The organism is Sphaerotilus sp. (genome assembly GCF_034519685.1).
GTDB lineage: Bacteria > Pseudomonadota > Gammaproteobacteria > Burkholderiales > Burkholderiaceae_C > Sphaerotilus.
Map to the genome: position 1 here is coordinate 967530 of NZ_JAXHOF010000003.1, position 23515 is coordinate 991044.

24 protein-coding genes and 1 pseudogene are annotated in these 23515 nt (G+C 69.4%); 11 read left to right on the plus strand and 14 right to left on the minus strand.

Annotated elements, in window-relative coordinates:
- Positions 1-19 precede the first annotated feature (19 nt).
- From hisC to U5O44_RS08170, 5 genes are all read right to left on the minus strand, one after another.
- Entirely contained in the window at positions 20-1096 is a 1077-nt protein-coding gene (gene hisC, locus U5O44_RS08150) for a histidinol-phosphate transaminase (RefSeq protein ID WP_322587933.1), read from the minus strand.
- 24 nt (positions 1097-1120) lie between these two features.
- Complete coding sequence (hisD, locus tag U5O44_RS08155; protein ID WP_322587934.1) at positions 1121-2443, minus strand: histidinol dehydrogenase; 1323 nt, start codon at positions 2441-2443, stop codon at positions 1121-1123.
- 28 nt (positions 2444-2471) lie between these two features.
- Positions 2472-3113: an ATP phosphoribosyltransferase gene (hisG, locus tag U5O44_RS08160; protein WP_322588492.1), complete on the minus strand. Its 642-nt coding sequence runs from the start codon at positions 3111-3113 to the stop codon at positions 2472-2474.
- A gap of 5 nt (positions 3114-3118) precedes the next feature.
- Positions 3119-4390, minus strand: a complete 1272-nt coding sequence (gene murA, locus U5O44_RS08165) for a UDP-N-acetylglucosamine 1-carboxyvinyltransferase (RefSeq protein ID WP_322587935.1) — start codon at positions 4388-4390, stop codon at positions 3119-3121.
- Positions 4391-4501: 111 nt separating this feature from the next.
- A complete protein-coding gene (locus tag U5O44_RS08170) occupies positions 4502-4780 on the minus strand; it encodes a BolA family protein (RefSeq protein ID WP_322587936.1) in 279 nt (92 codons plus the stop codon).
- Between the two features lie 153 nt (positions 4781-4933).
- Between U5O44_RS08170 and U5O44_RS08175 the strand changes: the two genes are divergently transcribed.
- Genes U5O44_RS08175 through U5O44_RS08205 form a run of 7 tightly spaced genes read left to right on the plus strand, consistent with a single transcriptional unit; the run spans position 4934 to position 12778 of the window.
- Entirely contained in the window at positions 4934-5386 is a 453-nt protein-coding gene (locus tag U5O44_RS08175) for a type IV pilin protein (RefSeq protein ID WP_322587937.1), read from the plus strand.
- Positions 5380-5970, plus strand: a complete 591-nt coding sequence (locus tag U5O44_RS08180) for a pilus assembly FimT family protein (protein WP_322587938.1) — start codon at positions 5380-5382, stop codon at positions 5968-5970. Before U5O44_RS08175 ends, U5O44_RS08180 begins: the two co-directional genes overlap by 7 nt.
- A 2-nt stretch (positions 5971-5972) precedes the next feature.
- Positions 5973-6380: a type IV pilus modification protein PilV gene (pilV, locus tag U5O44_RS08185; RefSeq protein WP_322587939.1), complete on the plus strand. Its 408-nt coding sequence runs from the start codon at positions 5973-5975 to the stop codon at positions 6378-6380.
- Positions 6377-7549 (plus strand): PilW family protein, encoded by a 1173-nt coding sequence (locus U5O44_RS08190; protein WP_322587940.1) that lies wholly within the window; start codon positions 6377-6379, stop codon positions 7547-7549. Before pilV ends, U5O44_RS08190 begins: the two co-directional genes overlap by 4 nt.
- Positions 7546-8133 (plus strand): hypothetical protein, encoded by a 588-nt coding sequence (locus U5O44_RS08195; RefSeq protein ID WP_322587941.1) that lies wholly within the window; start codon positions 7546-7548, stop codon positions 8131-8133. The genes U5O44_RS08190 and U5O44_RS08195 overlap by 4 nt, the downstream gene beginning before the upstream one ends.
- Before the next feature lie 3 nt (positions 8134-8136).
- Entirely contained in the window at positions 8137-12210 is a 4074-nt protein-coding gene (locus U5O44_RS08200; protein ID WP_322587942.1) for a pilus assembly protein, read from the plus strand.
- Complete coding sequence (locus U5O44_RS08205; RefSeq protein WP_322587943.1) at positions 12188-12778, plus strand: hypothetical protein; 591 nt, start codon at positions 12188-12190, stop codon at positions 12776-12778. Before U5O44_RS08200 ends, U5O44_RS08205 begins: the two co-directional genes overlap by 23 nt.
- Positions 12779-12787: 9 nt before the next feature.
- On the opposite strand, the gene U5O44_RS08210 is transcribed toward U5O44_RS08205, so the two are convergent.
- The 3 genes from U5O44_RS08210 to aroQ are packed head-to-tail and all read right to left on the minus strand — an operon-like array spanning position 12788 to position 14969.
- Positions 12788-13579: an ABC transporter permease gene (locus U5O44_RS08210; protein ID WP_322587944.1), complete on the minus strand. Its 792-nt coding sequence runs from the start codon at positions 13577-13579 to the stop codon at positions 12788-12790.
- Positions 13576-14487: an ABC transporter ATP-binding protein gene (locus tag U5O44_RS08215; protein WP_322587945.1), complete on the minus strand. Its 912-nt coding sequence runs from the start codon at positions 14485-14487 to the stop codon at positions 13576-13578. Before U5O44_RS08215 ends, U5O44_RS08210 begins: the two co-directional genes overlap by 4 nt.
- Before the next feature lie 38 nt (positions 14488-14525).
- Positions 14526-14969 carry a type II 3-dehydroquinate dehydratase gene (gene aroQ, locus U5O44_RS08220; RefSeq protein ID WP_322587946.1) on the minus strand — a complete coding sequence of 148 codons (444 nt, stop codon included), beginning with the start codon at positions 14967-14969 and terminating at the stop codon, positions 14526-14528.
- A gap of 138 nt (positions 14970-15107) precedes the next feature.
- Between aroQ and U5O44_RS08225 the strand changes: the two genes are divergently transcribed.
- The 3 genes from U5O44_RS08225 to U5O44_RS08235 all read left to right on the plus strand — a co-directional run bounded on the left by U5O44_RS08225 (position 15108) and on the right by U5O44_RS08235 (position 17793).
- Positions 15108-16118: an extracellular catalytic domain type 1 short-chain-length polyhydroxyalkanoate depolymerase gene (locus tag U5O44_RS08225; protein ID WP_322587947.1), complete on the plus strand. Its 1011-nt coding sequence runs from the start codon at positions 15108-15110 to the stop codon at positions 16116-16118.
- Between the two features lie 49 nt (positions 16119-16167).
- Positions 16168-17040 (plus strand): glutathione-dependent disulfide-bond oxidoreductase, encoded by an 873-nt coding sequence (yghU, locus tag U5O44_RS08230; protein WP_322587948.1) that lies wholly within the window; start codon positions 16168-16170, stop codon positions 17038-17040.
- A 75-nt stretch (positions 17041-17115) separates the two neighbouring features.
- Complete coding sequence (locus U5O44_RS08235; RefSeq protein ID WP_322587949.1) at positions 17116-17793, plus strand: TetR/AcrR family transcriptional regulator; 678 nt, start codon at positions 17116-17118, stop codon at positions 17791-17793.
- 11 nt (positions 17794-17804) lie between these two features.
- Here U5O44_RS08235 and U5O44_RS08240 read toward each other — a convergent pair.
- The 6 genes and pseudogenes from U5O44_RS08240 to U5O44_RS08265 all read right to left on the minus strand — a co-directional run.
- Positions 17805-17903 (minus strand): annotated as a pseudogene (locus U5O44_RS08240) (VapC toxin family PIN domain ribonuclease); the annotation flags it as partial.
- A 23-nt stretch (positions 17904-17926) separates the two neighbouring features.
- A complete protein-coding gene (locus U5O44_RS08245; RefSeq protein WP_322587950.1) occupies positions 17927-18172 on the minus strand; it encodes a FitA-like ribbon-helix-helix domain-containing protein in 246 nt (81 codons plus the stop codon).
- A 48-nt stretch (positions 18173-18220) separates the two neighbouring features.
- Positions 18221-19399, minus strand: a complete 1179-nt coding sequence (locus U5O44_RS08250) for a hypothetical protein (protein WP_322587951.1) — start codon at positions 19397-19399, stop codon at positions 18221-18223.
- Positions 19400-19573: 174 nt separating this feature from the next.
- Positions 19574-21631 carry an ATP-dependent DNA helicase RecG gene (gene recG / locus U5O44_RS08255; protein WP_416222142.1) on the minus strand — a complete coding sequence of 686 codons (2058 nt, stop codon included), beginning with the start codon at positions 21629-21631 and terminating at the stop codon, positions 19574-19576.
- A complete protein-coding gene (locus tag U5O44_RS08260; RefSeq protein ID WP_322587952.1) occupies positions 21621-22025 on the minus strand; it encodes a type II toxin-antitoxin system death-on-curing family toxin in 405 nt (134 codons plus the stop codon). Before U5O44_RS08260 ends, recG begins: the two co-directional genes overlap by 11 nt.
- A 16-nt stretch (positions 22026-22041) precedes the next feature.
- Positions 22042-22266 carry an AbrB/MazE/SpoVT family DNA-binding domain-containing protein gene (locus tag U5O44_RS08265; RefSeq protein ID WP_322587953.1) on the minus strand — a complete coding sequence of 75 codons (225 nt, stop codon included), beginning with the start codon at positions 22264-22266 and terminating at the stop codon, positions 22042-22044.
- Between the two features lie 79 nt (positions 22267-22345).
- Between U5O44_RS08265 and queA the strand changes: the two genes are divergently transcribed.
- On the plus strand, positions 22346-23452 hold the full coding sequence (queA, locus tag U5O44_RS08270; RefSeq protein WP_322587954.1) for a tRNA preQ1(34) S-adenosylmethionine ribosyltransferase-isomerase QueA: 1107 nt from the start codon (positions 22346-22348) through the stop codon (positions 23450-23452).
- Positions 23453-23515 lie beyond the last annotated feature (63 nt).

Consider the following 23515-nt stretch of genomic DNA (forward strand, 5'->3'; position numbering starts at 1 on the left):
CTGTTCATGGGGCTCATCTTCAGACCGACGCCCGCAGCGCGTCGACCATGCGGGTATTTTCTTCCGGCGTGCCGACCGTCAGGCGCAGGCAGTTGTCCAGCAGCGGGTGCAGCGCCGCGACATGCTTGATGAGCACGCCGCGCTGCTTCATGCCCTCGAACGTCGCCTTCGCGTCGGCCACGCGCACGAGGACCATGTTCGCCTCGCTCGGCCACGCCTGCACGCCGGGAATGCCGGCCAGCGCCGCCTGCAGCCGCTCGCGCTCAGTGCGCAGCACGGCGGCCTGGCGGGCGTATTCGTCGGCGTGCTCCAGCGCGAACAACGCGGCCTCGGCGTTCAGCACGCTGACGTTGTACGGCGGGCGCACCTTGTCGATCTCGGCGATCAGCGCGGCCGGCCCGACCATGTAGCCGAGCCGGATGCCGGCCAGACCGAACTTGCTCAGCGTGCGCATCACCAGCACGTGGTCGAACTCGCCGGCGCGCGCCATCCACGAGCGCGACGAAAACGGCTGATACGCCTCGTCGAACACGACCAGCCCGTTCTGCGCGCCGACGGCGGCCACGATCTTCTCGATCACGGCGTCGTCGAACAGGTTGGCGGTCGGGTTGTTCGGGTAGGCGAGGTAGGTGATGGCCGGGCGGTGCTGCGCGATCGCGGCCAGCATCGCGGCCTCGTCGAGTTCAAAGTCGGCGGTCAGCGGCACGCCGACGAAGTTCAGGCCCTGCAACTGCGCCGACATCGCGTACATCACGAAGCCCGGCACCGGCGCGAGGATGGTCGCCCCCGGCACATCGCAGGCCAGCGCCAGCAGCGAGATCAGCTCGTCCGAGCCGTTGCCCAGCATCAGCGTGCAGCCCTCGGGCATGGCGATGTGCTCGGCCAGCGCGGACTTCAGCGCGTCGATCCGGCCACCCGGATAGCGGTTGATCGCGACCGCGCCGAGGCGTTGGCCCAGTTCGGCCTGCAGCGCGGGCGGGAGCTGGAAGGGGTTTTCCATCGCGTCGAGCTTGATGAAGCCGGCGCTGGGCTGGACGGCGTAGGCGTGCATGCCCTGGACATCGGCGCGCAGGGTCTGGGACAGTCGATTGTTCATGGGGTCGATCCGATGGCGATGGGTTCAGTCAGCACGTTTCAGGCGGAACTCGGCGGCCAGCGCATGCGCCTGCAGCCCCTCGCCATAGGCCAGCTCGGCCGCGATCACGCCCAGCGTCTGCGCGCCCTGCTCGCTGACCTCGATCAGGCTGGAGCGCTTCTGGAAGTCGTAGACGCCCAGCGGCGACGAGAAGCGCGCCGTGCCTGACGTGGGCAGGACGTGGTTCGGGCCGGCGCAGTAGTCGCCCAGCGATTCGCTCGTGTACGCCCCCAGGAAGATCGCCCCGGCGTGGCGCAGCAGCGGCTCCCAGCGGTGCGGGTCGGACGAGCTGACTTCGAGATGCTCCGGCGCGATGCGGTTGCTGATCGCGCAGGCCTCTTCCATGTCCTTCGTCAGGATCAGCGCCCCCCGCCCTTCCAGCGAGGCGCGGATCACGTCCCGGCGCGGCATGCCGTCGATCAGGCGGTCGATCTCGGCCTGCACCTTGGCGATGTAGTCCGCGTCCGGGCACAGCAGGATCGACTGCGCCAGCTCGTCATGCTCGGCCTGGCTGAACAGGTCCATCGCGACCCAGTCGGGCGGCGTCGTGCCGTCGGCCAGCACGAGGATCTCGCTCGGGCCGGCAATCATGTCGATGCCGACCTGCCCGAAGACACGGCGCTTGGCGCTGGCGACGTAGGCGTTGCCGGGGCCGGTGATCTTGTCCACACGCGGCACCGTCGCCGTCCCATGGGCCAGCGCGCCAACGGCCTGCGCGCCGCCAATCGTGAACGCACGGCTCACGCCGGCCACGTAGGCGGCGGCCAGCACCAGCGCGTTCTTCTCGCCCTTCGGCGTCGGCACGACCATGATGATCTCGCCGACGCCCGCGACATGCGCCGGGATCGCGTTCATCAGCACCGACGACGGATACGCCGCCTTGCCGCCGGGCACGTAGATGCCCACACGGTCCAGCGGCGTGACCTTCTGGCCGAGCAGCGTGCCGTCCTCGTCGCGGTAGCTCCACGACAGGCCGCAGGCCTGCAACTGCCGCTCGTGGTAGCTGCGCACGCGCTGCGCGGCAGCTTCGAGCGCGTGGCGCTGCGCGGGCGTGATGGCCTCGAACGCGGTTTTCAGCTCCTCGCGGGTCAGCTCCAGCGCCGCCATCGACTCGGCCTGCATGCCGTCGAAGCGGTTGGTGTACTCGATCACCGCCGCGTCGCCGCGCTGCTGCACGTCCTGCAGGATGGCCGCGACCCGCTCCTCGATCGCATGGTCCGTCTCCGCCGACCAGTGCAGCACGCGCTGGAACTCGGCTTCGAATTCGGGCGCGGCGGTGTTCAGGTGGCGGATGGCGACGGGGGACATGGCGGGTCTTTCTGGGGTTGCGGGACGGTCAGTCTTTGGGAATGGCGGAGGCGAAGGCGTCGATCAGCGGGCGGAGCTGGTCGCGCTTGAGCTTGAGCGCCGCCTGGTTGACGACCAGGCGCGACGAGATCTGCATGAACGGCTCGACCTCGACGAGGTGGTTTGCCACCAGCGTCTTGCCGGTGGAGACCAGATCGACGATGGCGTCGGCCAGCCCGGTCAGCGGCGCGAGTTCCATCGAGCCGTACAGCTTGATGAGATCGACGTGGACGCCCTTGTCGGCGAAGTGCTGGCGGGCGATGGCGGTGTACTTGGTCGCCACGCGGATGCGCGAGCCCTGCTTCACCGCGGCGGCATAGTCGAAACCTTCACGCACGGCCACGCTCATGCGGCACTTGGCGATGTTCAGGTCCAGCGGCTGGTACAGGCCCTGGCCGCCGTGCTCGATGAGGATGTCCTTGCCCGCCACGCCGAGGTCCGCGCCGCCGTATTGCACATAGGTCGGCACGTCGGTGGCGCGCACCAGCACGACCTGCACATCCGGCCGGTTCGTCGGCAGGATCAGCTTGCGGGACTTCTCGGGGTCTTCCAGCACCTCGATGCCGGCCGCCGCCAGCAGCGGCAGCGTTTCCTCGAAGATCCGGCCCTTGGACAGCGCCAGCGTGAGCATCCCGTTCATGCCGAGACCCTTTCGATGTCGGCGCCAATGGCGCGCAGTTTGACTTCCATCGCGTCGTAGCCGCGGTCGAGGTGGTAGATGCGGTCCACGGTGGTCGTGCCGTCGGCGACGAGGCCGGCGATCACCAGCGAGGCCGAGGCCCGCAGGTCGGTGGCCATCACGGTGGCGCCCGACAGGCGGGCGATGCCTTCGACGATGGCGGTGTGGCCGTCCACGGCGATGTGCGCGCCCAGGCGCACCAGCTCGTTGACGTGCATGAAGCGGTTCTCGAAGATGGTCTCGGTCACCCGCGCCACGCCCTCGGCGATGCAGTTCACGGCCATGAACTGCGCCTGCATGTCGGTCGGGAACAGCGGGTGCTCGCTGGTGCGGAAGCTGACCGCCTTCGGCCGAGCGCTCATCTGCACGCGGATCCAGTCGGCGCCGGCCTCGACCGTGACGCCGGCTTCGCGCAGCTTGGTGATGACGGCGTCCAGGTGGCTCGCGTCCGCACGGCGCAGCGTGACCTCACCGCCCGCCGCCGCCACGGCGCACAGGAAGGTGCCGGCCTCGATGCGGTCCGGGATGATCTGGTGCGGCACCTTGGGCGCGTGCAGGCGCTCGACGCCGGTGATGCGCAGGCGGCTGGTGCCGCGGCCTTCGATCTGGGCGCCCATCGACACCAGCAGGTCGACGAGGTCGGTGATCTCGGGTTCCTGCGCCGCGTTTTCCAGCACCGTCTCACCCTCGGCCAGCGTCGCGGCCATCAGCAGGTTCTCAGTGCCGGTGACGGTGACCATGTCGGTGGTGATGCGCGCGCCCTTCAGGCGCGGCGTGGCAGTGGCGTGGATGTAGCCGTGCTCGACGCGGATCTCGGCGCCCATCGCGCGCAGGCCCTTGATGTGCTGGTCCACCGGCCGCGAACCGATCGCGCAGCCGCCCGGCAGCGAGACGCGCGCCACGCCGAAGCGCGCCAGCAACGGCCCGAGCACGAGGATCGACGCCCGCATCGTCTTCACGAGGTCGTAGGTCGCCTCGGTGGAGGTGATGTTCGAGGCATCGACCGTCACCACGTCGGGCTGGTCCGCGCTGCGCTGCGACGTGGCGCCGAGCTGCGCGAGCACCTTCAGCGTCGTCGAGACGTCCTTCAGGCTGGGCACATTGGCCAGCGTAACCGGCTCGGCCGTCAGCAGCGTCGCGCACAGCTCCGGCAGGGCGGCGTTCTTGGCGCCGGAGATCGTGACCTCACCCTGGAGGGTGCGGCCGCCGCGAATCAGGAGCTTGTCCATGGGGTTGCGTGTGCTGTGGCGAGGGGCTCATGCCGCGGTGCGGGCTGGCCTGTCGCACACCGGGGCCGGCATGCACACGCCCGCGCCGCAGCCTGGGGCCGCGCGCGGTGGTCAATGGTGGTGGGTGACGGGGCTGGTCGGCGTGGTGCCGGCCTTGGCCCATTCGGCGGGGGTGAGCGTCTTCATCGACAGCGCATGGATCTCTTCGCGCATGCGCTCGCCGAGCGCGGCGTAGACGAGCTGGTGGCGGGCCACGCGCAGCTTGCCTTCGAACTGGCTCGACACGATGGTCGCGAAGAAATGGCGGCCGTCGCCTTCGACTTCCAGGTGCTCGCAGGACAGGCCGGCGGCAATGAAATCGCGGACTTGGGTGGGGGTGGGATCGGCCATGGTGCGTGAGATTGTAGCGGTTGCCGCCGCTTGCCTCGGTGCCGCGCCACAAGGAATGCGTCCGGAAGCCCGGACTTATCGCCGGCTACCCCTGCGCCAGGGCCGGCATATTCCAGTGAAGCCCGTCACCCTGACCCTGTGGAAACGCCGTCCGTGCCAGCCTTCCCTCGCCCCTCGCCTCGCTGCAGCCCCCGGGGCTTCACGCTGATCGAACTGATGGTCGCGGTCGCTCTGGTCGCGATCCTGGCCGCCGCCGCAGTGCCGAACTACCGCGAGCACGTGCTGCGCAGCCAGATCACCGACGCCACGCAGGCCCTCGCCGACGCGCGGGCTGCGATGGAGCAGCACTACCTGAACCAGCGCGCCTACACCGGTGGCCCCTGTGCCACGGCGCTGACGGTCGGCATGTTTGCCATCGCCTGCACCACGGCACCGACCGCTGAAACCTACACGATCACCGCCACCGGCAGCCAGACCACCGCCGGGTTCACGTTCGCGGTCGATCACCACGGCACGCAGCGCACGCTCGCCCTGCCCTCCGGCTGGGGCAGCGTACCCAGCGGCGGCCATCCCTGCTGGATCGGCCGCAAGGGCCAGACATGCTGAACCTGAACCCCAGGGGGTTTACGCTGGTCGAGCTGATGGTCACGCTCGCGCTGATGGCCATCCTGCTGTCGATGGGGGCTCCGCTGCTGACCACGTGGACCGCCAATGCGCGTGTGCGCGCCGTGGCCGAACAGCTGGGCAACGACCTGCGCCTGGCACAGTCGGAGGCGCTGCGGCGCAACCGGCAGACCGTGTTCGCGCTGACGAATGCCACCCCGGAACTCAACGCCACCGCCACCGACGATGGCAGCCGCTGGTTTGCACAGGCCCTGCCCCTGATGGCGGGCGAGACGCTCTCCGACCAGCACTTCATCCTGGCCTCTTCCAATGCCCGGCAGAACAAGGTCAGCCTCACCGGCCCGGCCGTCACCTGCTTCAACGCGATCGGGCGACCGACCAGCAATGCGTCCACCGGACTGGGCGAGACCTGCACCGCCCCCACCAGCGCGACCACGCCCATCCAGTATGTGGTCAGCGCCACCAGCAGCGACCGTCCGCTGCGGGTGTCGGTGTTCATGGGGGGACAGGTCCGGCTGTGCAATCCGGCACGCTCGCTTGCTGCGGGCGCAGCCGATGGATGCTGACCATGACCCTTCGCATTCGTAACCTCACCCGCTGCCGCGGCTTCACGCTGATCGAGACCCTGGTGGCCCTGCTGGTGCTGTCGTTCGGTGTCATGGGGCTGGTGGCCCTGCAAGGCCGGGCGCTGCAATACGCCATTGACGCCGAAGACCGCAATCGTGCCTCGCTGCTCGCAGACGAACTGGTCAGCGCGATGTGGCTGTCGCGCACCGTCACGCTGCCCGCCGCGACGGTGACCCGATGGAAGGCGCAGGTGCAGGACGCCAGCACCTCCGGCCTGCCCCAGGCCGGCGCCACCATCAGCGACCCGGACGCGCTGGGCGTGGTCACCATCACGATCACCTGGCGCCCGGTCTCGCGCAAGGCCGCCAGCGGTGATCTGCGCTACACGACGAAGGTGGCCATCCCATGAAGCCGGCGCGGGGGATCACGCTGATCGAGGTCATGGTGTCGCTGGTGGTCAGCGCGTTCATCTCGATCGTCGTCGTCGGCGTGATGAGCATGGTCGAGACCAGCAAGCGCCGGACCATCTCAGGCAGCGACCTGGGCCAGGTGGCCGCCTATGTGCAGGCCGTGCTCGACCGGGCATTGCGCAATGCCGGCTCGGGCTTCACACAGGCCGCCGCCCACGCCTTCGGCTGCCAGCTCCACGCCGCCCGCAGCGGAACACAGGTCTTGCCGCGGACCAGCGCCAATCCGCTGCCCGCTCCGTTCGCCAGCGTCAACACCGGCACCACCGGTGTCTTCCGGCTGGCCCCGGTGGTCATCGCCAACGGCCAGACCACACCGGGCATCAGCGGCCAGCCCTCGGACGTGCTGATCGTCATGTCGGGTCAGTCTGGCCAGTCGGAAACCGCCATGTCCTTCGCCGCAGACGCCCAGCTCGGCACCCTGCTGCTGCAGAACAGCGTCGGACTGGCGCCCAATGACCTGCTGCTGGTCACCGACCGCCAGCCAATCTCCAGCGGCATGGCGCCGTGCCTGTTCGAGCAGGTCGCCTCCAGCTTCAACCCCGCCACCGCCGGCGGCACCGTGGCGCTGACCGGCACCTACGCCGCCAACAGCGTCGATACGGCAGTCCTCACCGACTACTCGATCGTCAGCCAGGTGCTCAATCTAGGCAACGTGGCCAACGGCAACCCGCCCTCGCTGCAACTGGTCGGTGTCGGCGACGACAACACGCTCTACAGCTACGACCTGCTGCAGACCAGCGGCGCCCCGCTGCAGCCGATGGGCGATGGCGTGTTCGAGCTGCAGGCGCTCTACGGCCTCGACACCAACGGCGACCGGCGCATCGACCAGTGGGCCGCGCCGACCGGCGACTACGCCGTCGCCAGCCTGATGGACGGCAGCGCTGCCGCCAACACCCGGCTGCGCACCATCGTGGCGGTGCGGATCGGGCTGCTGCTGCGCACGTTGATGCAGGAAGGCTCGGCGGTCGCCCCGGCCAGCCTGCGCCTGTTCACCGAACTCGGCGACGACCTGACCTACACCCGCACCCTCAGCACGGCCGAACAGCGCTACCGCTACCGCACGCTGGAGTCGACGGTCCCCCTGCGCAACCTGCTGCTCACCCCATGACGCACCGCCGCCGCCCGGCCCAGTCCGGCTTCATCCTGCTGTTCACCCTGGTGGCGCTGGTGGTGGTACTGGTCGCGGCCCTGTCGCTGATCAAGGCCATGGATGTCGGGTTGCTGCAGGCCGGCAACCTCGGTTTCCGGCGCGACTTGGTGAACCAGGCCGAGCGCGGCATGGCGCAGGCGATGGCCCGCTTCGGCAGCACGGGCGCGCTGGCCACCGAAGCGCTGCGCAACGCCCACGCCCCCACCGTCAACTACTCGGCCAGCCGGCTCGCCACCAATGCCCAGGGCATTCCCACGCTGCTGCTGAGTGACGCGGCCTTCACCGCAGCCGGCATGACCGGCTCCGACCTGACCGACAGCGGCAACGGCGTGACCGTGCGCATCGTCATCGACCGGCAATGCACCGCGGTCGGCGACATCGCCGGCAACGCCTGTGCGCTGGCCACCACCGACGGCGACCGGGCCGCCGACGACCGCTACCGCCAGGTGCGCGGCGAAGCGCAGCCCATCTACCGCATCAGTGTGCGAGCCACCGGCCCCCGCAACACGCAGGCCTATTTCCAGTCCACCGTGGCGCGCTGAACCATGACCCACCTTCGCACCCACCTCCACCACCTGGCCGCCCGGCTGCTGCTCGGGATCTCCGGCCTGCTCGCCCTGGTCACCGGCCCGGCGCAGGCGCTGGACCTGGCCGACACGCCGCTGTTCTCCTCGGTCAGCGTGCCGGGCAACCTGCTGCTGGCGCTCTCCGTCGAATGGCCGACCGCCAGCACGCCCGCGTACCCGAACACGACTGCCTACGCCCCGGCGACCGCCTACGTCGGCTACTTCGACCCGGAGAAGTGCTACCGCTACAACAACGACACCGTCACGCCCGCCAACAGCTACTTCGTGCCGCACAGCATCGCGACCAGCCACACCTGCGCCTCCACCTCGACCCTGTCACTGTGGAGCGGCAACTGGCTCAACTGGGCGTCCACCCAGACCATCGACGCCTTCCGCTGGGCCCTGACCGGCGGCCCGCGCATGGCCGGCTTCGATACACCGACGCTGACGGTGCTCCAGAAGACTTACCACAACGGGTCAGGCGGTCGGACTGGCATCTATCCGGACAAGGTCATCACTACATCCGCCACGGTCGGCGGGGCCACGCCCTTCACCTGGAACAGCGCGGTCGCCCGCATCCACAACATGGGCCACGCGATGATCGTCAGCGCCGGGCTCGACCTGCGCTGCAAATTCTGGCCAAGCGGAACCACTGTCACGCACGCCTGCGACGGCTTTGCCAGTTCGCAGCAAAGTTGCACCACGTCCACCCCCAACGCCACCTGCACACAGACGGTCGCCAACCCGGCTTACACCGTGACCTGCGGCTACACGCGCAACGCGAGCGACTACATCTACACCTGCGTCGGCACCCCGACCGGCGGCGTCTCCAGAACTTGCACGGTAACCGTCAACAACACCAACGCCACCAGCTGCAATGCCGCAGACCCGACCTTCACCCATTACACCGGCCAGTCCTCGGCCGCCGGCACCGCCAGCACCAGCGCCTTCTACCGCGTCTACATCCAGCTCAAGGCCTGCGACGCCGCCGTGGGGCTGGAGACCAACTGCGTGCCCTACGCCAGCAGCAGCAAGCCCGAAGGGTTGATGCAGAAGTACGCGAACAAGCTGCGCTATTCCGCCTTCGGCTACCTGAATGACAACAACGGACTGCGCGACGGTGGCGTGATGCGCTCACGCATGAAGTACATCGGCCCGAGCAAGCCGGTGCCGGGTTCGGTCGCGCTGTCCAACACGGCGGCCGAGTGGAGCGCCTCCACCGGGGTCATGCTGAGCAACCCGGACGCGACCGACGCCACCGCCACCGTCGCCAACGCCCTGACCCAGACGGGCTTGACCATCACCGTGGCCAACAGCGGCGCGATGAACTATGTCAACAAGTTCGGCCTGATCTCGCGCACCCTCAAGAGCTACGACCCGGTGAGCGAGCTGTACTACGCCGGCCTGCGCTACTTCCGCAAGCTGGACCCGGTGGCCAGCTACAGCAGCTTCGCCGGCATCACCAGCGCGGGCACGCTGTCGGCCGTGATCGACGACTTCCCGGTCATCACCACCTGGGACGACCCCATCCTGTACTCGTGCCAGAAGAACTTCATCCTTGGCATCGGCGACATCAACACCTGGAACGACGCCAACCTGCAGGGCAGCACGATCCGCACCAGCGAGCCAACCATGCCCGCAGAGGTGACCGCCGACACGGAGGTCAACGTCAAGACGGCCACCGACATGGTCGGACAGCTCGAAGGCCTGTCCAGTCTGGGCAGCTACTCGTCCGGGCGCAACAACAGCTTCTTCATCGCCGGCATGGCCTACGACGCCCACACCCGCGACCTGCGCAGCGACCTCTCCGGCACGCAGACGGTCGCCACCTACTGGGTGGACGTGCTCGAAGGCCAGAGCTACACGCACAAAAACCAGTACTGGCTGGCGGCCAAGTACGGCGGCTTCGAGGTGCCCGCCGGCTTCAGCCCCTACGCGAGCACCAACACCACCACCACGCTGCCCCAGTCTTCCTGGTACACCAACACCGACACGCTGCCCAACGGCGGCACGACCCAGCTGAGGCCCGACAACTACTTCACCGGCGGGCAGGCAGCGCGCATGGTGTCCGGCCTGAACAGCGCCTTCGCCAAGATCGCCTCCGAAGCCTCGGCCGCCACCTCGACCGCCTTCGCGTCGGCCTCGCTCAACGAGGCCGTCAGCGGCAACGCCAGCTTCGCCGCCAGCTACGACCCGAAATACTGGACCGGCACGCTGGTCGGCGCCTCGGTCAGCTACGCCGCCGACGGCACGCCCTCGGTATCGACGGCCTGGAACGCCCGCGACCTGCTCAACGCCGCCGTGCCGGGTGACCGCAAGATCGTCACCTGCTGCACCACGGCCGGCGCCGGCCTGCCATTCCGCCTGAACAGCCTGAACAGCGCCTCGCTGTCCGCGCGCACCGCCTGGACCACCTTCGCCAACGTGCCCGGCGTCGCCACGGCCTCGCAGTCGAGCGCCAACTTTCTCGACTACCTGCGCGGCGTGCGGACAAACGAGGTCGCCAATGGCGGCGTCTACCGCACCCGCAACAGCCTGCTCGGCGACATCGTCAACGCCAAGGTCACCGTCGTGGCTGCGCCGCAGAGCACCTACTACGACGTGACCAACCCGGGCTACAACGCCTTCCGGCGGACCTACTCGGCCCGCCAGAGCGTCGTCTATGTCGGCGCCAACGACGGGATGATGCACGCCTTCGACGGCAGCCTGACCAGCGCGACCAAGGGCACCGAGCTGATGGCCTACATGCCCAGCTTCCTCTACGGCAGCGCGGCCACCGCGCCGACCACCGGCCTGGCAGCCCTCGGCAATCCGACGTTCGAGCACCGTTTCTACGTGGACGCCACGCCCCTGGTCTTCGACGTCGATTTCCGCCGCACCAACGGCCAGACAACCCCCAGCGCCAGCGAATCCGACTGGCGCAGCGTGCTGATCGGCGGACTGGGCAAGGGCGGCCGAGGCTACTACGCGATCGACGTGACCAACCCGACCGCGTGGACCAGCGAGACCGCCGTGGCCGGCAAGGTGCTGTGGGAGTACACCGACAGCACGATGGGCTACAGCTACGGCGATGCCCGCGTCGTCAAGACCTCCAAGCACGGCTGGACGGTGGTCATCCCCTCGGGCTACAACACCCCGGACGGCAGTGCCGCGCTCCACCTCGTCAACCCCAGGACTGGCGCGTTGCTGGAAAAGATCACCCTGCCCGGCGGCAGTGTCAGCACCCCGCTGAACGTCGCACACGTCACCGCCTTCATTCCCGACCTGACCGACTACACCGCCACCGCACTCTACGCGGGCGACATGCAGGGCCACGTCTGGCGCGTCGACGTCAGCGCCGACAGCGGCAGCTACCCGACACCGCTGGTGCTGGCACAACTGGCCGACTCGACCGGGGCGCCACAACCGATCAGCACCCCGGTGCGAGTGATGGTCGAGCCGAACTCGGGCAAGCGCTATGTGCTGGTCGGCACCGGCCGCCTGCTCGCCGACAGCGACATCGCCAGCACGCAGACGCAGAGCTTCTACGCGATCATCGACGGCACCAGCAGCGAGATGTACACGGCGGCCACGCTGCCCACCGGCGTGAGCTTCCCCGTGACCCGCAGCAAGCTCAACGCGAACAGCGACCTGCTCACCGGCATCGGCAGCTCACCGAGCCAGCCGATGGGCTGGTACCGCGACCTGGGCACCGACAGCACCTCCGGCATCGCCGAGCGCATCACCGTGGCGCCGGTCGTCAACAACGGCCTGGTGGGCGTGGCGATCAACCTGCCCAATGGTGTGGCCTGCTCTCCCTCGGGCCAGAGCACGGTGATGGCCCTCAGCTTCGCCGATGGCAAAAGCGTGCTGACCGACAGCGCGGGCCTGTCGGTGGCGCTCAGCCCGTACAGCAGCGGCGTGGCGTCGGACCTGGCGTTCAAGAACATCGGCGGAAAGATCCGGCTCATCTCCGGCCGCAGCGATGGCAGCGTCAGCAACCTGCCGGGCACCTATGGTGGCAGTGGCACGCTGCGCCGCATGAACTGGCGTGAAGTCCCGATCGCGAACTGAGCGGTGGCCCCGGCGGGTGGCGTGGGGCGGGCTGACGCTGGCCGTGGTGGCGCTGCACGGTCTGGCGCTCGACACCTGGTCGCCGGCAGGCGCCTTCACTGGTGGGCGCGCGCAGCCGGACGCCCACGTCTCGGTCCGGGTGGTGTCGGTGCCACCCGTCCTGACCCGTGCCGCGGCGGTGATGGTGCCGACTCCCGCCGCTCGGCCATCGTCCAGCAGGCCCCCGCCCGCACCACGGCCAGCACCCGACGCGCCCCCAAGCCCCTTCCTGCACGCCGACCGTCTGGACCGGCGCCCGACGCCTGTGTCCGCGCCAGATGCCCGGTGGCTGGACACGCTGGCGAGCCAGCCGATCAGCGGACTGCCGCTGCGGCTGCGGCTGTTCATCACGGCGGCCGGGGACGTCGTCGCGGTCGAGCCGATCGAGGTCAGCGAACTGGATGTGTTCGCGCTGCCGGCGCTGGAGGCGATGTTCCGCGACACCGCCTTCCTGCCCGGCCGCCATCAGGGCCGGGATGTCGCCAGCCAGATCGAGCTGGAGCTGCACCTGGACGGCGCAGGGCCATGAGCGACCCGATCAATGCCGCAGCTTGTAGCCGCTCGCCAGCAGCCGCAGCGCGATGGCCGCGATCACCAGGAAGCTCGCCGACACCACGCCCAGGCTCACCCACGGCGACACGTCGCTGACGCCGAAGAAGCCGCGTCGGAAGCCGTCGATCATGTAGAAGAACGGGTTCAGGTGGCTGACCTGCTGCCAGAGGCTGGGCAGCGAATGCACCGAATAGAACACGCCCGACAGGAAGGTCATGGGCATGATGATGAAGTTCTGGAACGCCGCCATCTGGTCGAACTTGTCGGCCCAGAGGCCGGCGATCAGGCCCAGGCTGCCCATCATCCCCGCGCCCAGCACTGCAAACACCAGCGCCCACCACGGCTCGGCCATGCGCAGCGGCGCGAACCACACCGTCACCGCGAACACGCCGAACCCCACCACCACGCCGCGCACCAGCGACGCGCCCACATAGGCGACGAGCCACGCCCAGTGCGACAGCGGCGTGACGAGCAGGAAGACGAGGTTGCCGGTGATCTTGCTCTGGATCAGGCTGGAGGAGCTGTTGGCGAAGGCGTTCTGCAGCACGCTCATCATCACCAGCCCGGGGATCAGGAAGCTGGTGTAGCTGACCGAGTCGTAGACCTGCACATGGTCTTCGAGCACGTGGCCGAAGATCAGCAGGTACAGCACCGCGGTCAGCACGGGTGCTGCCACCGTCTGGAAGCCGACCTTCCAGAAGCGCAGCACCTCCTTGTAGAACAGCGTGCCGGCGCCGGCGAACAGCGGGTTGGCGGCGGTCGTTGCGGACGTGCTCATGCGCGACCTCCTTGCATGATGTCGAGGAACACGTCCTCCAGGTCGGCGCGGCCGATCTCGAGGTCTTCGATGCGCACGCCGGCCGTGCGCAGCGTGGCCAGCGTCTGCTCGACGTCGGCGGCGTCGCGGGCCTTGACCTGCGCGATGCGGCCGGTGACGCGGGCGTGGGCGGCGATGGCGGGCGGCAGCGTGTCATCGGTCTTGAAGCGCAGCATCGTGCTCGACGTGCCGGCCAGCAGGTTGCTGGTGCGGTCCAGCGCCACGATGTGGCCCTGCTTGAGCATGGCGATCCGGCCACACAGCGCCTCGGCCTCTTCGAGGTAGTGCGTGGTCAGCAGCACGGTGTGGCCTTCCTTGTTCAGCCGGGCGATGAACTGCCACAGCGTCTGGCGCAGCTCCACGTCCACGCCCGCCGTCGGCTCGTCCAGCACGATGACGGGCGGCCGGTGCACCAGCGCCTGCGCCACCAGCACCCGGCGCTTCATCCCGCCCGAGAGCTGGCGCATGTTGGCGCCCGCCTTGTCCGCCAGACCCAGGCCGCTCAGCAGCTCGTCGATCCAGGCGTCGTTGCCCTTCACGCCGAAGTAGCCGCTCTGGATGCGCAGCGTCTCGCGCACCGAGAAGAACGGATCGAACACCAGCTCCTGCGGCACGATGCCGAGCGCCTTGCGGGCCGAGGCGTAGTCGTCCACCACGTCGTGCCCCATCACGCGCACCCGGCCCGTGGTCGCCCGCGACAGGCCCGCCAGGATGCTGATGAGCGTGGTCTTGCCCGCACCGTTGGGGCCGAGCAGACCGAAGAATTCACCGGGCGCGATGTCAAGGCTGACACCGTCGAGGGCCTGCAATGCACCGCGCGGGGTGCTGAAGGTCTTGCTGACCTGCTGGAAGGAGATTGCCGGAGTCATCGGCGGCGGATTGTAGGGATCCGGCGCCAACCTTGCTGTCATGCTGGCGCCCGCGCCGCCGACACCGCCGCCCGCAGCCCCAGCAGATAGCTGTCCACCCCGAACCCCGCGATCTGCCCGCGCGCGATCTCGGCGATGACCGAGTGGTGGCGGAACGCCTCGCGGGCGTGGATGTTGGACATGTGGACCTCGATGATCGGGCACTGGAGGATGGCCAGCGCGTCGCGGATCCCGTAGCTGTAGTGCGTCCACGCCCCCGCGTTGATCAGCACGCCGTCCACGCCTTCGCCGTGCGCACGGTGGATGCGCTCGGCCATCTCGCCTTCGAAGTTGGTCTGGAAGCACTCGACCTCGACACTCAGCTCCGCCCCCAGCGCCAGCAGCTGCGCGTCGATCTGTGCCAGCGTGGTCGTGCCGTACTGCTTCGGGTCGCGCTTGCCGAACATGTTGAGGTTGATGCCGTTGAGGACGAGGAACTTCATGGGGAGACTCCGCTGTGCGAGGATGGATGACGGACTGACTGACTGACTGAAAAAACGGTGCGAAGGATAGTGGATCGGCCACCGCCCACCACGCCCCCCCATGCGCTGAACGGCGTGACCTGACCCCGAAAGGCCCGCATGAACCTGAACCCGATGCCCTTCCTGAAGCGCCAGCTCGCCAAGGCCAAGGCACTGCTGCACCGCCTCGGGAACGACGCGGCGGACACCCTCCCCGCAGGCGCCCCCGCCCCGGCGACGGCACCGACGGCAGACCGTGTCGCCAGCGCAGCGCAAAGCCTGGACGGGCGCTTTCAGCACCGGTTCGGGACACGGGATTACCGGCTCTACCTCCCGCCACGCGCGGCCGGCCAGCCCCCGGCCCTGCGTCCGCTGCTGCTGATGCTGCACGGCTGCAACCAGACCCCCGACGACTTCGCCACCGGCACGCGCATGCACGAGGCGGCCTGCGCGGCCGGCTTCCTGGTGCTCTACCCGGCGCAGAGCGCGTTCGCCAACCTGCACCGCTGCTGGAACTGGTTCAAGCGCCACCACCAGCAGCGCGACCGCGGCGAGGCCGCGCTGCTGGCCGATCTGACCCGCGAGGTGCAGGCGGCCCATGGGGTCGATCCGGCGCGGATCTGCGTCGCCGGACTGTCGGCCGGCGGCGCGATGGCGGCGGTGCTGGGCGACGTGTATCCCGAGCTGTTCGCCGCCGTGGGACTGCACTCGGGCGTGCCGACCGGACTGGCCAGCGACATGCTGTCGGCGATGGCGGTCATGAAGACCGGGCCGCGCGCCCCGGCGGTGCGCACGTCCGCCCCACCGCCCACCATCGTCTTCCATGGCGACCAGGACACGGTGGTCCACCCCGCCAACGCGGACGCGGCGATGCGGCCCTTCGCCACGCTGGGAACACGAGAAACCCGCCAGGGCCTGACAGACCAGGGCGCCGCCTACACCGTGCACCGCATCAGGACCCCGGCAGGGCGCGTGGTCGCCGAGCAGTGGATGGTGCGCGGCACCGGCCATGCCTGGTCAGGCGGCAGTGCGGCCGGCAGCTACACCGCCCCGAGCGGCCCGGATGCCACGGCAGCGATGGTGGCGTTCTTCCAGGGGCAGGCGGCAGCAGCCTCCCGGCAATTCCCGTAGGCTTCCCAGCTCACCCACTTCGCCCACTGCGCCAACCGGAGCACCACCCATGACCGACCCCACGCCCTACACCCCGCCGAAGATCTGGACCTGGAACAAGGCCAACGGCGGCCAGTTCGCCAGCATCAACCGCCCCATCGCCGGCCCGACGCACGACAAGGCGCTGCCCGTCGGCCGCCATCCGCTGCAGCTGTATTCGCTGGCGACACCGAACGGCGTGAAGGTGACGGTGATGCTGGAAGAGTTGCTCGCCCTCGGCCACACGGGCGCCGAATACGACGCCTGGCTCATCAAGATCGGCGACGGCGACCAGTTCGGCAGCGGCTTCGTCGAGGTCAACCCGAACTCCAAGATCCCCGCCCTGATGGACCGCAGCGGCCCGGAGCCGATCCGCGTGTTCGAGTCCGGCGCGATCCTGGTGTACCTGGCCGAGAAGTTCGGCGCCTTCCTGCCCACCGAGCCGGCCCGGCGTGCCGAGTGCCTGTCGTGGCTGTTCTGGCAGATGGGCAGCGCGCCCTTCCTGGGCGGCGGCTTCGGGCATTTCTACGCCTACGCGCCGATCAAGATCGAATACGCGATCGACCGCTATGCGATGGAGGTCAAGCGCCAGCTCGACGTGCTCGACCGCCAGCTGGCTGAGCGGCCCTACATCGCGGGCGAGGACTACACGGTCGCGGACATGGCGATCTGGCCGTGGTACGGCGCGCTGGTGAAGGGCCTTGTCTATGGCGCGGGCGAGTTCCTGCAGGTGCAGGAGTACCAGCACATCCAGCGCTGGGCCGACCAGGTGGCCGAACGGCCGGCGGTGCAGCGCGGCCGCAAGGTCAACCGCACCTTCGGCGAGCCGGCGAGCCAGCTGCACGAACGGCACGAGGCCAGCGACTTCGACACCCGGACGCAGGACAAGCTCGGCAGCGCCTGAGACCTCCCTGAGCAGCCCCGGAACCGCAGGCAAACCCGCGGCGGCGGTGCTCGCCGCTGGTGCCAGAATCGCCGCATGACCACTCCCGACCGGGCCAAGAAAGCACCACGCCGCACCGCCGAGCGCATCCTCGACCACTCGCTAGCCCTGTTCAACCGCTACGGCGAGCCCAACGTCTCGACCAACGCGATCTCGGCCGACCTGAACATCAGCCCGGGCAATCTGTATTACCACTACCCGGCCAAGGAGGCGCTGGTCAACGCGCTGGTCAGCCGCTACGAGCAGGCGCTGACCGAGACCCTCGCCGCCGCCGGCCCGGCCGATGACGCGGAAGGGGCATGGAACCTCGTGCCCGGCCTGCTGCGGCTGGCCTGGAACTACCGCTTCATCTTCCGCGACCTCAACGACCTGCTGACCCGCAACCGGCAGCTGGAGACACGCTGCCAGGCGGCGCTCGCCCTGCAGCAGGCGGCGATACGCGAACGGGTGGTGCGGCTGTGCGTGATCGACGGCGAGTCCCTGTCCGCCGAGGATGCGAGCGCGCTGTCGGTGTCGATCGTCGTGCTGCTGACCTACTGGCTGAGCTACGAGTACGTGCGCGACCCACGCCACGCGCTGGAGCCGGACAACGCCGACGCGGCGGTGCGCAACGGGACGCGGCAGGTGATGGCGCTGCTGTGGCCGTATCTGAGCGCGGAGCGGCGGCGGCAGTTGCGGCCGGGGGCGGTCAAGTCGGCCGGGCCTGCCACCTGAGGCCGGGCGCATCAACCAAACGGGTCGAGCACCTTCGCCCCGGTGCCCACAAAGTCCGCCACGTTGCGCGTCACCACCGTCAGGTCGTTCATCAGCGCCGTGGCCGCAATTCGCCCACTGTCACCACCGACAGTTACATCGCCGACCCCTGCTGCCGCGCACATCGGAAGAAGGACTGGACGCGCTCGAAGTCGCTGTCCCGCCCCACATCCGGCATCGCGGCCAGCACATCGGCCAGCGAGCGCCGCTGCGGGCGCATCAGCGCGGCGGCCAGGATGTCGCGGTGCTCGGCCTCGGCGCTGCGGCCGTGGGCCGCGGCGCGGGCTTTCAGCGAACGCACCAGCGATTCGTCTACACCTCGAACCAGCAGGTCAGGCATGGGGAGTCTCCTTGGGCAGGGCCATTCATTGCTATCAATGACAGCCCTCTACATCAACCCCGCCTCCTGCAACCGCTTCACCCACACCCGCCGCTGCCCATGCCCGCGCATCAGGATCGCCAGCCGCTGCCGGAATTCGTCCTGCTGCCCGGCCAGCCGCATCGCGTCGGACAGGTCGCGCACCTGGGTCAGCGCCCGGTCGTAGGCAGACGCCGAGCCGCGTGACAACTGCGTCTCCACCTCGCCCCAGATCGCCCCGGCTCGCGGGAGGATCTCGCGGCGGAGGTACTCAGCACGCTGCTGGGCCTCATGCTGGCGTTGCGCGTCGAGGGCCTGCTGTTCTCGGGCCTGTCGGGCGGCGCGGGCCTCGTCCAGGCCTGTGCGCAGTTGGGCCACCGTGCGGCGTGGCGTGTCGGCTGGCGTGGTGCCCTCGGCCGCAGACCACGCCCGCGCCGACTCGTTGTAGTGCTGCCGGACCACCTGCGCCGCTTCGGGCAGGTGGCCTTGCACCAGCAGCCGCACGACGCCGCGCAGCTCGTCCGTGCTCAGGCTGTCGAGCCAGCGGGTCTGCAGCGGCGTTTCATCCACTGCCACGGCCTCCAGGTCGGCGCTGGCCTGCGCGGCGACGGCGAGCCAGTCGCAGTCGAACTCGACGAAGCGCAACAGGGCCTGCTGGGCGGTGCTGAGCGTGCGCAGGCCGGGCGGCACGGGGGGTTCGAGCGCATCGTCGTCCAGCTCGTCCAGATAGGCACGCATCAGCCAGCCGAGGTAGAGCGCCCGCCGGTCGCCGCGCAGGATCTCCTCGCGCAGCGCCAGCAGCTCGGACAGCCAGCCGGGGCCATCGTCCATGCCGAAGCGGTCCAGGCTGTGGTCGTCGGTGCTGAAGGCCCAGTCCAGCACCCAGGCATGGCCGACATCGAAGAGGGAAAAGCCCTGTGTCTCGTCGCCATTGAACCGGTAAGGCTGCAGCGCCGCTTCGTCCAGCACCGTCTTCGGCACGCGCAGCATCAGCCGGCAGTGTCCCCAGTTGGTGCTGTACAGGTGCGCGTCGAAGTACCGCTTCATCCAGTCGAGCGCACTGCCCTTGAGGTCGCCCCAGTGGTACTCGTTGACGAAGCCGCCCGGCGTGATGCGGGCGCGGCTGGAACGCTCGCGCAACTCGGCCTGCTGCTGCGGGGTCAGCGGGCGGTCGAGGGCGGCGAATTCGTAGTATTGGTATTCGCTCATGAGAAAAATGATGTGTCGCCTCGGGAGGGGTCGTGCCGTCATCCTCGCGGATGCGAGGATCCACGTTCGCCAAGACCCGTCATTTCCATGCGTGGGTGCCCGCTTTCGCGGGCATGACGGGATTGTTCGCAAACGCTGGCCGCGCATTGTGTGCCCCAAGGGCATCACTCAAGCTCACGCCTTCAGAAACTCCATCTTCCCCCCCAGCCACCGGCTGATGTGCGCCCGCGCCGCGTCCGGGTGCGCATCGAGCAGCCCCGGCGCCGCCGCCTTGGCGCGCTCCAGCAAGGTCTCGTCCTGCGCCAGATCGGCGAACTTCAGCAGCGCATCGCCCGACTGCTTCGCCCCCATGAACTCCCCCGGCCCGCGGATCTCCAGATCCCGCCGCGCGATCTCGAAGCCGTCCGTCGTCTCGGCCATCGCCTTCAGCCGCTCGCGGCCGGTCTGCGACAGCGGCGAGGTGTAGAGCAGCACGCACACGCTGGCCACCGCGCCGCGCCCCACCCGCCCGCGCAACTGGTGCAACTGCGCCAGCCCGAAGCGCTCGGCGTGCTCGATCACCATCACGCTGGCGTTCGGAACGTCCACCCCGACCTCGATCACCGTCGTCGCCACCAGCACGCTCATGCGCCCCGCCGTGAACTCGGCCATCACCGCCGCCTTGTCCGACGCCGACATCCGCCCGTGCAGCAGCCCGACCGCCACGCCGTCGAACACCGCCGAGAGCTGTGCGTGCGTCTCGGTGGCGTTCTGCAGGTCGAGTGCTTCCGACTCCTCGATCAGCGGCACGACCCAGTACACCTGCCGGCCCTTGCCCACCTCCTCGCGCACGCGGCCGATCACGTCATCGCGGCGGCCATCGGCGAAGACGCGGGTGACGATGGGCGTGCGGCCCGGGGGCAGCTCGTCGATGGTGCTCACATCGAGATCGGCGAAGTAGGTCATCGCCAGCGTGCGCGGGATCGGCGTGGCGCTCATCATCAGCAGGTGCGGCTCCAGCTTCTGCTCGGCCAGCTTGTGGCGCAGCTCCAGCCGCTGCGCCACACCGAAGCGGTGCTGCTCGTCAATCACCGCCAGCCCGAGCTTCGCAAAATGCACATCGCTCTGGATCACCGCGTGCGTGCCGACGATCAGCCGGGCCTCGCCGGACGCGATGCGCTCGACCATCGCGGTGCGCGCCTTGCCCTTGCGGCTGCCGGTGAGCCAGGCCACCCCGATGCCCAGCGGCTCCAGCCACTGCAGCAGCTTGCGGAAATGCTGCTCGGCCAGGATCTCGGTCGGCGCCATCAGCGCGCACTGCCAGCCGGCGTCGATCGCCACCGCCGCCGCGAGTGCGGCCACCACTGTCTTGCCCGAGCCGACATCGCCCTGCAGCAGGCGGTGCATCGGCTGCGGGCGGCGCAGGTCGGCGGCGATCTCGTTGGAGACGCGGTGCTGCGCGCCGGTGAGCGAGAACGGCAGCGCGGCGAGCAGTTGCTCGTGCAGGCCGCCCGGCTTGGCCTTGAGCGACGGGGCACGCAGGCGGGCGCGTTCGCGCTGGGCGGTGAGCTGGGACAACTGCTGGGCGAGCAGCTCCTCGAACTTGATGCGCTGCCACGCGGGGTGCGTGCGCTCCTCCAGCGCGGCGAGGCTGGCGCTCGACGACGGGTGGTGCAGGAAGGTCAGCGCCTGCCGCAGACCCGGCAAGCCCTTGGGCACGACCCCGGGCGGCAGCACCTCGTCCAGCGGCGCGCGCTTCAGCCCAGCCGCCACCGCCTTGCGCAGATACGCCTGCGGCAGTTGTGCGCTGGTCGGGTAGACGGGGGTGAGCGCGTCGGACAGCGGCGCGCCGGGCTGCACGACCTTGAACGCCGGGTGGACCATCTCGCGGCCCAGAAACCCGCCGCGCACCTCGCCGCGCGCCCGCACCAGCGCGCCGGGCACCAGCGCCTTCTGGTGCGACGGAAAGAAATGCACGAAGCGCAGGAGCAGCTCATGGCGCCCCTCGACCAGCCACACGACGAGCTGGCGCCGCCCGCCCTGGACCGACGCCTCGCGCACGACCGCCTCGACCTGGACCGTCTCGCCGTCGCGCAGCGCGGACATCGGCGTCAGGCGGGTCTCGTCCTCGTAGCGCAGCGGCAGGTGCAGGGCCAGGTCGATGTCGCGGACCAGGCCGAGTTTCTCCATCGCCCGCTGGGGGGCGGACTTCGCGGCCGTGGCCGGCGCGGGCGCGGGGTCTTTAACGTCCACGGGGGCTGAGGTGCTCGCGCAGCCAGGCGGCGAATTCGTCCTCGCCCATCTCGCCCGCGGCCAGGTGCAGCATCGTGATCACGCAGGACGCATCGTCAGCCTGCAGTGCATGCCCGTTGAGCAGCAGGAACAACTCGACCGCGACGAAAGCGGTGCGCTTGTTGCCGTCGATGAAGGGATGGTTGCGCGCGAGACCGTAGCCATAGGCGGCCGCCAGCAGCGCGATGTCCGGGTCGCCGTAGCAGGCCAAGTTCTGCGGCCGCGCCAAGGCGGACTCGAACAGGCCGGCATCCCGAATCCCCGGCGCGCCACCGTGCTCGACCAGTTGTTCTTCGTGCACCGCGTGCAGCACCTGCGCATCGATCCAGACCCAGTTCGTGTTGGCCGGTGTCATGGCGACTCCTGCCGAATCACTTGGCCAACTCGTGCAGCACCGCGCGGCGCGACTTCATGACGTCGCGCGCCAAGGCCATCTGGGCCTCGAACACCGGGTCATGGGGCGTCAGGCGCAGCCCGTCGGGGCAATCGGTGACGAAGAGGGTGTCCCCTTTTTCAAGCTTCAAACGCGTCAACATCTCCTTCGGCAGGATCACCCCCACCGAGTTTCCGATCTGGGTAAGCTTCAAGGCGTGCATGACGGGCTCCTGGTTATAACCACTGTTATATTCTGCACCCCGTCGCCTCTGACCGCAAGCCTTCCGCCGAGCCCCGCCCGTGTCCTACACCGTCGCCGATTTCGACTTCGACCTCCCGCCCGAACTGATCGCGCAGCACCCCGCCGCCGAGCGCAGCGCCTCCCGGCTGCTCGACGGCCGCGCCCTGCCCGCCACCGAGCGCGTGTTCCGCGAACTCCCCGCGCTGCTGTCGCCCGGCGACCTGCTGGTCTTCAACGACACCAAGGTGATCCGCGCCCGGCTCCACGGCGCCAAGGACACCGGCGGCAGCGTCGAGGCGCTGGTCGAGCGTGTGCTGCCCGGGGCGGCGGACGGGCGGCACGAGGTCTGGGCGCACCTGCGCGCCAGCAAGTCGCCCAAGGCGGGGCAGACGGTGCATTTCCGGGATGACCGCGGCGCGACCTTCGCCGCCGAGGTGCTCGGGCGCTGCGGGCCGGAGAACGGGCTGTTCCACCTGCGCCTGCCGGGTGACGCGCTCGCGCTGCTGGAACGCTTCGGCCACATCCCGCTGCCGCCCTACATCACCCACGCCGACGACGCCGAGGACGCGCGCCGCTACCAGACGGTGTTCGCGCGCCACCCCGGCGCCGTGGCCGCCCCGACCGCCGCGCTGCATTTCGACGAAGGCGTGCTCGCGGCGCTGGACGCGCGCGGTGTCGGCCGGGCCAGCGTCACGCTGCACGTCGGCGCCGGCACCTTCCAGCCGGTGCGTGTGGAGGCCATCGCCGACCACAGGATGCACAGCGAGTGGTTCGAGGTGCCGCAGGCGACGGTGGACGCCATCGCCGCGACCCGCGCCCGCGGCGGTCAGGTCGTCGCGGTCGGCACCACCACGCTGCGCTCGCTCGAATCGGCGGCACTCGGCGGCACGCTGCAGGCCGGTGCCCGCGAGACGGACATCTTCATCACGCCGGGCTTCGAGTTCCAGGTCGTCGACCGGCTGATCACCAACTTCCACCTGCCGCGCAGCACGCTGATGATGCTGGTCAGCGCCTTCGCTGGCTACGACACGGTCCGGGCGCTCTACGCCGACGCCATCGCGCGGCGCATGCGCTTCTTCAGCTACGGCGACGCGATGCTGCTCCAGCGTGCAGCAACGTCGGTCAATCACGGCGATCCAGCACGCAACAGCGCTGTACCAGGCTGACAAAAGCGCGTGGCAGCTTGATCCTGCGCAACTCGGCGGCGCGGCGTGGTCGTACCTTGGCGG